Here is a 6,731-nt window from a genome sequence, read left to right on the forward strand (position 1 = left end):
TTTGCTCATGCGCTCACGATCAGTTCAGCGTCAATTGAACGAGGGCCGACATCATGACCATCTCTCGCGTTGTGCTCGCGGCCACTTTCGTGGTCTCCCTCGGGCCGGTCGTCACAGTGGCCACGCCCGGTGCAGCCTCGGCGTCAGCCTTACCTGACGGCACATACCGGTTCGACTTCGACGGCAGCAAGCAGACGGTCGACGGTGCCCCGACGCCGACCGGCTCGCACTCAACGCTGATAGCGATGCGCTCCGCATGCCCGGGGTCGGGTTGCGTCGCGACGGCATGGGACACCTCGATCGGTCCGACATGGCTGCAGCCACCCGAGGAAGGGGCGCTCGTCTTCCGTGAGAACCGTGACCAGTGGGTGGCGACCCGGTGGAAGATGTTCACCTGCAACAACACCATGAAGCAGGGAACGGAAACCCTTGCCTTCCAGGTGAAGCCGGACGGGACGTTCGTGGGGGTGAGCACCCAACTGGAGGCGCCGTGCCCCCCGATAGTCATACCGTTCACCGCCACTCGGGTGGGTGACGTGGCACCGGACGTCCAGGTGGCCGACCCGAATACCGCGTAGGGAGTGGGCACCAAAGGTCACGGCGGGCGCTCCAATCATGTTGAGATGAGCTGTAACTCGCAGCACCAGGCTGGACCAGGGAAATAGGAGTCGACTGGCGGCCGGGACCTGGCGCTGTTCGCCTTAAGCCCAGCCGAAGCCCAGGGCCGGATCAGCCGGACTGGCCGGGTTGACCGTCGGCACCCGCAGCGCCGAAACCGCCGGCGTTTCCGGCGTTGCCGGGTGTGGGCCCGTCGCCGCCGGCCCCGCCCGCACCGCCGACGCCACCGCCACCGCCCTGCCCGCCGGCTCCGCCCGCACCGGCGCTGCCTGACTGGCCGATGAGTCCGCCGGCACCACCGGCGCCGCCTGACCCGCCATTCCCGCCGGTACCGCCGTCACCTCCCGCGCCACCATTGCCACCGTCGCCCGGGTGGGTCAAACTCCAACCACCCTGCCCGCCGGCGCCGCCGCCGGCACCTCCGCCCCCAACACCGCCGGTGCCACCGATACCGCCGGCACCACCGTTACCCACCAGGAGGCCGCCACGACCGCCTGCGCCGCCGGTTCCGCCGATGCCACCTGCACCCGCGAGGTTGGCGCCGCTTCCACCGTCGCCACCGTTGCCGCCGGCTCCGCCGATGGAACCGATACCGCCCTTACCGCCCGCACCGCCAACTGCACCGGTGCCGCCACGGCCCCCGGCACCTCCGTTGCCTCCGGTGGAGGCGTTACTCGATGCGACTCCACCGTCGCCGCCGGCACCCCCCACACCGCCCGCGCCTCCATCGCCACCGTTACCGCCGTTGCCTCCGAAAGTGAGGTCGGTCGGCTGCAAACCGACAGCTGAGCCGCCTTTACCGCCCTGCCCGCCGGCTGCGCCGGCACCGCCGTCACCTCCGTTTCCACCGTTACCGCCGGTCACGATGCCCTTCGAATTGGCCTGACCCCCGGGTCCGCCGTCTCCCCCGCCCTGCCCGGCAGTGGCAACGCCGGAGGCACCCGGCTCACCGGGGATCCCATTGACGCCACCATTAAGACCGGCAGATCCGTTCTGGGCCTGGCTGGTTTGGTCAGGCCCGGGGTTCACCCCATCGAGTCCGACCGCGCCCACACCGCCGGCCCCGCCGGCTCCGCCGTTGCCGAACATTCCCGCGTTGCCGCCGGTGCCGCCGACACCACCGATGCCCAGAGCACCCGCAACACCACCCGCCCCGCCGGCACCAGCGTCGCCCCAGAGGACGCCGCCGCTACCGCCTGCGCCTCCGGCGCCACCGTTGCCGAACAGTGGGCCACCACCCGCACCGCCGACACCGCCGGCACCGAAGAGACCCACCGCCGAACCGCCAATGCCGCCGGATCCGCCGATGTTGTTGCCACTTCCGCCGGCCCCTCCGGCGCCGCCATTACCGAAGAGCAGCCCGCCAGCACCTCCGGCCCCGCCCGCCAAACCCGGACCGGCCGCCGTACCGGCCACCGCGCCGTTCCCGCCATTGCCGATCAACCCGGCGGCGCCGCCGTTACCGCCGGCCTGATTGAGGCCTCCCGACCCTCCGTTGCCGCCATTGCCGTACAAGATCCCGCCCGGCCCGCCGTTTTGGCCCGTTCCCGCAAGCCCGTCGGCGCCGTTGCCGATCAGCGGACGACCCAGCAGCGCCTGCGTCGGCGCATTGATCGCACCCAGCAAAACCTGCTCGATGTTGAGGGCCTCAGCATCGGCATACGAGCCGGCAGCCGACGCCAACGTGTGTGTGAATTGTTGGTTCAAGGCGAGCCACCTGGCGCTGACGGCCTGGTAATCGCGCGCATGCGAACCGAACAGCGCCGCGACTGCCACCGACACCTCATCCCCTGCGGCAGCCACCAGGTCGACCGTCTGGGTCGCCGCGGCGGCGTTGGCCGTATTCAGAGCCGAGGCGATACCCGTCGCATCCGCGGCCGCCGAGCCCATCAGCTCAGGAATAGCAATCACAAAAGACACCACAAGACCTCCCACTCCCGCCCGCTGCAAGGAGCAGATCGTAGCTCCGTTATGGCGCGGCAATACACGGAATGGATTAATTGTTTCTCGCAACGTCAATGCGCATCGGTTGGCACCAGGGAAAAGCCGCAACCGCACGCGCGCAACGCTTCTCGCGGTGGTCACGGCTTCTAGAAGCGCATTCCGAAAAGGCGTGTTGACCGCGCAATTGGCGTTCGGATGGGACCCGTCGAAAATAACGACCCATCGGGGGTGTGATGCAGCGCTCGTCAAACCAGTCGAACTCCGCGCCGCTGCACACGGCAGCCTCCCGCGAAGTTGGTTTCGTGGCGACCAGAGGCCGAGAAGACGGTTCATTATCTTCTGAATACAGAAAATACTGTACTATCCGGACATGGAGACGCTGACCCACGTCGACGCGTTGGCCCGCCTCGGTCACGCCCTGTCCGACAACACCCGAACCCGCATCCTGCTGCGGCTCAATCGTGAGCCGAGCTATCCCGCGGAACTGGCCGACCGGCTCGGCGTATCCCGCCAGATCCTGTCGAACCATCTGACATGCCTGCGCGGATGCGGCCTCGTCGTCGCGATACCCGAAGGGCGTCGCGTGCGTTACGAATTGGCCGATCAACGCATCAGTCACGCGCTGGACGACTTGATGGGACTGGTGCTGGCCGTCGACCCGGACTGCGTCTGCCCCGGCACCGAGGGCAGTGCCTGCGGGTGCGAATGACTACCGTCGCACGGCGCCAACAACTTTCGCGTCGCATCCGGCGGCTCGTGGCTACCACGATCAGCTACAACCTCGTCGAGGCGATCGTCGCGATGACGGCGGGCACGGTGGCCGATTCGACGGCCCTGATCGGGTTCGGACTCGACTCGGTGATCGAAGTGTCCTCAGCAGCGGCGGTGGCATGGCAGTTCGCCGGCCACGACCACGAAGCGCGTGAGCGGATCGCGCTGCGCGTCATCGCGTTTTCCTTCTTCGGGTTGGCCATGTACGTGACGGTCGAGTCGATCCGGTCGCTGGTGGGCAAAGGCGAAGCACGGCCGTCCACACCGGGAATCATCCTCGCGGCGGTAAGCCTGGTGGTCATGCCGGTGCTGTCGTGCGCGCAGCACCTAGCCGGCCGCGAACTCGGGTCGCTCTCGGCCGTGGCCGACTCGAAGCAGACGCTGCTGTGCACCTATCTGTCGGCCGTCTTACTCATCGGCCTACTCCTCAACAGTGCTTTCGGCTGGGCGTGGGCCGACCCGCTCGCGGGTCTGGTGATCGCCGGTATCGCCGTCAGAGAGGGAATCAACGCGTGGCGGGGCGACGCTTGTTGCGCGGCGCCCGTCCGGGACGAATCCGATGCGGTGGAACAGGATTGCGGCTGCTGCGACGACTGACGGCTTCGACTCGTCCGGTACGACATGCAACCCCCCGCTGTATCCACTTGTAGCCGCGGCATCGCCAGCACAACTCGGACTTCAGGCGGCAACGTGCGGACCTACATGACCCTTACGACACTTGGCTTACTGTGCCGCGCCTGGCTCAGCGCAGCACCCTGCCCCATTGCCAACTTGCATGACACGTTCACCCTCACGCCGGTCGGCTAGAGGCTGGGCCGGTGGCGCGTGCTGTGTACGACCGAGGAGAGTGCTGCAGCGGCGCACGATTGCGGCCGCACCGACGATTAGCGGTTTCGCGCAGGATGATCCTAACTCGGGACCCCGCCGACTCTCCGCGCGAATCGTCCGGATAGTAGTTTCTTATGAACCGCTTGTAAAAATATTTTGAGCTGCGCTTTCGCCGATATTCTTCAGCCACGTTGTCCATCGGCAACGACGCCGTGACAGGAGGGGAAATGATGTGGCCGCACTTGCCTCTGGCAGCAGTTGCGTTATTATCCGGCGGCCTGGTCGCCGTATCCCCGGTAGCCCGGGCCGAAGCCCCCGCGGCCGACGGCGTCTACGCCTACATGGAAGGCGCCGCCGCGGCGGGAACGTGGACCATCAGAACCACGTGCAGCCCTGGTTGCGTCGCCCACGTAACGACCACCCCTGGTCATGGATTCACCGCCCCTCTGGTCAACGGCCACCATGTGGTGACGCGGACCGTGCCCGAAGGCGTCACCTGTCCCTCGTACTTCCTGGGTGATAACGGCTCATCATGGGGAGGCGGCACCTACCCGGTCACCGTCCGTCAATGGTGGGACCCGGTCAGCCTCGCCGGCGATGTGGACTTCCTGGAAAGCCCGGCACCCTGCGGCATCCCCAACCCGCATAACAGCTTCACGCTGGTCAAGATCGCCTAGCGGCCGCCTGACCGAACGCCGGGCCCGTCGTCGAGCCTGAAATCCAGCAGCGAAAGTGCGAGTGGAAGCCTGCGGATTTGCAGGTCCGGCGAAACGAGCCCGCACGACAAGAATTCTCCAAGAGCTCCTCTGCAAGCTTCTCTGCAATACCCCGCTTCGGCGGTGGAGACGCACACAGAGGGGACCAGACCATGACGAACCGTTCACGCCGCCACCTACGGCCGGTACGGGATGTCGCCGCACCGGCGCTGCAGTTCCGCACCATCCACGGCCACCGCCGCGCCTTCCGCATCGCCGGGTCCGGCCCGGTCGTCGTGCTGCTGCACGGCGTGGGTGACAGCTCCACGACGTGGGAACCGGTGCATGCCAAGCTTGCGCAGCGATTCACCGTTATCGCCCCGGACATGCTGGGCCACGGCGAATCGGACAAGCCGCGTGCCGACTACTCCCTGGCGGCCTTCGCCAACGGACTGCGCGACCTGCTGACCGCCCTCGAAATCGACCGCGTCACCCTCGTCGGGCATTCCCTGGGGGGCGGTCTGGCAGCGCAGTTCGCCTACCAGTACCCCCAGTTCGTCGAACGTGTCGTCCTGGTGAGCGCCGGCGGCGTGACGAAGGACGTAAGCATCGCGTTGCGCTTGGCGGCAATGCCGATGGGCGCCGAAGCACTCTCGGCGTTGCGGCTGCCCGGTGCGGTCCCCGCCCTGGGACTGGTCAGCCGCGCCGTCGGCAGCGTCGTGGGTTCCACCCGATTCACCCGCGACGTGGCCAGCCTGCCCCGGCTGGTGGGAGGGTTGAGCAAGCCCGGTGCCGTGGAGGCCTTCGCCCGCACGCTGCGCGCGGTGGTCGACACCCGCGGACAGTACGTGACGATGCTGGACCGGACCTACCTCATGCACGACCTTCCGGTGCAGATCATCTGGGGCGAGGACGACCTGATCATCCCGGCAAGCCACGCCCAGCTGGCCCACCAGCAGATTCCCGGCTCGCGCCTGGAGATCTTCGAGGAGTCCGGGCACATGCCGCACGGTGACCACCCGGACCGCTTCGTGGAAGTCATCGAGCGATTCATCGACGAGACGGTGCCCCACCAGCACCAACCGGAGCTGATGCTCAAGGCGCTCCAATCGGGTGTCCGTCACTACCCCGATGACGTCTCGGTCGAGGTCACGTCGGATCTGGCATAGCGCTAAACGGCACGCCCAGTCTCCTCGAACACCCTCGCCCTGACGGCACGGCATGATGGCGTCATGGCTGTGCGGCCGCGCTCCGACACGATGGCAGACATCGGGTATGAGCGCTTGCCCGCGCTCCGATGGGTAGCCGTGGCCGGCGCCGCCCTCGGTGCCGTGCTGTACTCCAACTGGATACTCGAGATCTTCTTCACCCGCACGCTGCCCGATCCGGACCTCTACATCAGTGAGCTTTCCGCGGCGGATCAACCGTACGGCGAGTGGTTTCGCGGCTGCGATCGGGCCTCGGCCGTCGTGCTCCTCGTCGCGACCGCCGCTGCCCTGGCCGGCGTGCGGGGCGGCCGGTGGAGCAAGGCAGGATGGTCGGCGCTCGGCGTTTTCGCCGTGGCGACGGCCTTGGACAGCACGGTGTGGACGCTGGTGTGCGCACCCAGTTCGAACGCCGCATGCGCAGCCCGCGAGGCTTCGGGCACGGTGCCGCTGAGCCACCAGCTGCATTGGCTCAGTAGCGGCCTGGCGCTGGCCGCGGCGATCGCGTCGCTACTGGCTTTCGCCATCGCCGATCACCGTGAACGCGCCTCAGTGCCGATATCCCGAACCGGGCTTTTCATGTTGGCGGCGCTGGTCGGAACCGCGATCTGGACCGGTGTCGCGATCCTCATCGACAGCACCGACGCCGTCGGCATGGTGGGCATTGCAC

The 6,731-nt window shown here is 67.5% G+C and carries 7 protein-coding genes; 6 read left to right on the plus strand and 1 reads right to left on the minus strand.

Annotated elements, in window-relative coordinates:
• Positions 1–53: 53 nt before the first annotated feature.
• Complete coding sequence (locus tag AC5Y7D_RS03545; RefSeq protein WP_499921668.1) at positions 54–578, plus strand: Rv2253/PknI dimerization domain-containing protein; 525 nt, start codon at positions 54–56, stop codon at positions 576–578.
• 151 nt (positions 579–729) lie between these two features.
• Here the strand turns inward: AC5Y7D_RS03545 and AC5Y7D_RS03550 are convergent, their stop codons facing one another.
• Positions 730–2,538 (minus strand): PE family protein, encoded by a 1,809-nt coding sequence (locus AC5Y7D_RS03550; RefSeq protein WP_499921672.1) that lies wholly within the window; start codon positions 2,536–2,538, stop codon positions 730–732.
• A 394-nt stretch (positions 2,539–2,932) separates the two neighbouring features.
• On the opposite strand from AC5Y7D_RS03550, the gene AC5Y7D_RS03555 reads away from it, so the two are divergent.
• From AC5Y7D_RS03555 to AC5Y7D_RS03575, 5 genes are all read left to right on the plus strand, one after another.
• On the plus strand, positions 2,933–3,271 hold the full coding sequence (locus tag AC5Y7D_RS03555; protein WP_499921674.1) for an ArsR/SmtB family transcription factor: 339 nt from the start codon (positions 2,933–2,935) through the stop codon (positions 3,269–3,271).
• Entirely contained in the window at positions 3,268–3,930 is a 663-nt protein-coding gene (locus tag AC5Y7D_RS03560; protein WP_499921676.1) for a cation efflux transmembrane domain-containing protein, read from the plus strand. The genes AC5Y7D_RS03555 and AC5Y7D_RS03560 overlap by 4 nt, the downstream gene beginning before the upstream one ends.
• Positions 3,931–4,388: 458 nt before the next feature.
• On the plus strand, positions 4,389–4,838 hold the full coding sequence (locus tag AC5Y7D_RS03565) for a hypothetical protein (protein ID WP_499921678.1): 450 nt from the start codon (positions 4,389–4,391) through the stop codon (positions 4,836–4,838).
• Between the two features lie 191 nt (positions 4,839–5,029).
• Positions 5,030–6,025 (plus strand): alpha/beta fold hydrolase, encoded by a 996-nt coding sequence (locus AC5Y7D_RS03570; protein ID WP_499921680.1) that lies wholly within the window; start codon positions 5,030–5,032, stop codon positions 6,023–6,025.
• Between the two features lie 63 nt (positions 6,026–6,088).
• On the plus strand, positions 6,089–6,731 hold a 643-nt coding region (locus AC5Y7D_RS03575), incomplete at its 3' end, for a DUF998 domain-containing protein (protein WP_499921682.1).

The sequence above is a fragment of the Mycobacterium sp. NGS49 genome (genome assembly GCF_059812565.1).